Genomic DNA, 1,966 nt, shown 5'->3' with positions numbered 1-1,966 from the left:
CGAGGATCTGGCGGCGATAGCATGATGGACACACCCGTTCCCATCCCGAACACGGAAGTTAAGCATCATAACGGCGATGATAGTGTGAAGACGCGACAATAGCAAGCTGCCAGGTCCTTTTTTTATGCCTTCCAACAGGAGGGCTTTTTTTATTGCAAAGAAAAAGGACCACTAAGGTCCTAATGTACATGGAAGATTTGAATTAATAATAACCAAGCTAAACCATAATATGTTACAACAGCAACTAAATCATTGATTGTAGTAATTAAAGGTCCTGATGCAACGGCTGGGTCAACCTTTATTTTATGGAAAAACATTGGAATGACTACGCCAACCAAACTTGAGAAGACCATAGCCACAAATAAGGAAACACCCACACATCCAGAAAGAATGAAGGCATCCATAAATGGTCTATTTTTAGCAATCATAATATAGAATCCAATAAATAAGAATGAAAGTAATCCAAGGATTGTTCCATTACTAAGTCCAATATTTAATTCTTTTAAGATGAATTTAAGTTTATCTTTAGTAGAGATATTTTCATCTACAAGTAATCTGATTGTAACCGCAAGAGACTGTGTTCCTACATTACCGGCCATATCTAAAATAAGTGATTGGAAACATACAACAATCGCAATTTCTGCAACGACAGATTCAAATAAACCCACTACTGTAGAAACAATCATGCCAAGGAATAAAAGAAGAATTAACCAAGGTAGTCTTTTCTTCATACCATCTTTTACTGTTTCATCCAAGTCTGACTGTTCAGTCATACCGGCAAGTTTTGCATAATCTTCATCTTGCTCATCTTCAATGAAATCAGTGATATCGGTAGAAGTAATAACACCGATAATCTCATTATCATCATTGAGTACTGGAATTGAGTCTTCTTCATATTCACGGATTTCATCAATACAATCACTAATCATCTCATGAGCATAAACATGTGGATAAGAAGTTGCGATAATTTCTTCTAGATCATCATTCTCTCTAGCAACAATCAAATCCTTTAAATCAATCGCGCCATAATATTGATTATGATCAGTTACATAAATAGTATTGATATTATCATGAGTACTAGATTGTCTAACTAATTCCTTCATCGCTTGTCTAATAGTTAAACCACGTTCAATGGAAATAAAGTTAGTTGTAATTTCATGCCCAATTTGATCAGGATCAAACGATTTGATTAATAATATGTCTTCTCTTCTTTTAACATGTAAATAAGGAAGAAGACGACTCTTAGTATTTTCATTTAAGTTTTCTAAGATATCTACTGCATCATCTAAATCCATCTTGTTAAGAAGCATTGCATACTTCTTGTAACCAAAGTCCTGAATATAATCTTCTGAATCTTCGATATAACCGATAATAGATGACAGTCTCTTTGTATCAAAATAATCAAAGAATAGTTTTCTTTCTTCTTTTGGCAATAATTCGAATGCCTCAGCTATATCCTTATCGTGATATTCATCTAATAAATCTCTTTTTTCTTTAAGCGTATGATCTGAATTGATAATGTTCAGTATGTCCTGCACATAATCATTGTTGTACTTTTTTTCTGTCATGTTGTATTCCTCTCTATCATTAAATGATTATGATGAGCAAATACCAATGAAAGTCCTAATAGTATAGAAGAACAGTCATTGATTTTTGATCATTATTATTGTTTCTTGATTGTCGCTCATGACTGTCCATCTATACCACCTCACTTTCTGTCTATTACTTTTTATAACAAAATCTAACAAAAAAGTAAAGTGAAAAAGCACCGATTAAATCAATATTATTTTCATAAGTCTTAAGAAAACGTAAATTATTTTCAAAAAACACTTTACAAACGCTGCGATATTGGGTATTATAGAAAGGTAGTCCGGGAGACGGGCTGAGACAGAACATTGAAAACTGAACAGATACACGTCAGATTTATTTGAAAACATTTAATTGATGAGCTGAACATCAGCTCTTC

Annotated in this window: 1 protein-coding gene and 1 rRNA gene; one reads left to right on the top strand and one right to left on the bottom strand. The window is 33.3% G+C overall.

What is annotated here, in order from left to right; genetic code table 11:
* The first annotated feature begins 6 nt into the window (after positions 1-6).
* Positions 7-115, top strand: a 5S ribosomal RNA gene (gene rrf, locus EAI80_RS12855).
* A gap of 64 nt (positions 116-179) precedes the next feature.
* Here the strand turns inward: rrf and mgtE are convergent.
* A complete protein-coding gene (mgtE, locus tag EAI80_RS12850) occupies positions 180-1,568 on the bottom strand; it encodes a magnesium transporter (protein ID WP_129982351.1) in 1,389 nt (462 codons plus the stop codon).
* Between the last annotated feature and the right edge of the window lie 398 nt (positions 1,569-1,966).

It is taken from the genome of Catenibacterium sp. co_0103, assembly GCF_004168205.1.
Lineage (GTDB): Bacteria > Bacillota_I > Bacilli_A > Erysipelotrichales > Coprobacillaceae > Catenibacterium > Catenibacterium mitsuoka_A.
The sequence above is the reverse complement of the archived record's forward strand: the minus strand, read 5'-3'. Positions and strand labels throughout refer to the sequence as shown.

Bases quoted from the DNA above. Each gene is read 5' to 3' on its own strand.
- mgtE (WP_129982351.1), bottom strand. From the start codon at position 1,568: ATGACAGAAAAAAAGTACAACAATGATTATGTGCAGGACATACTGAAC.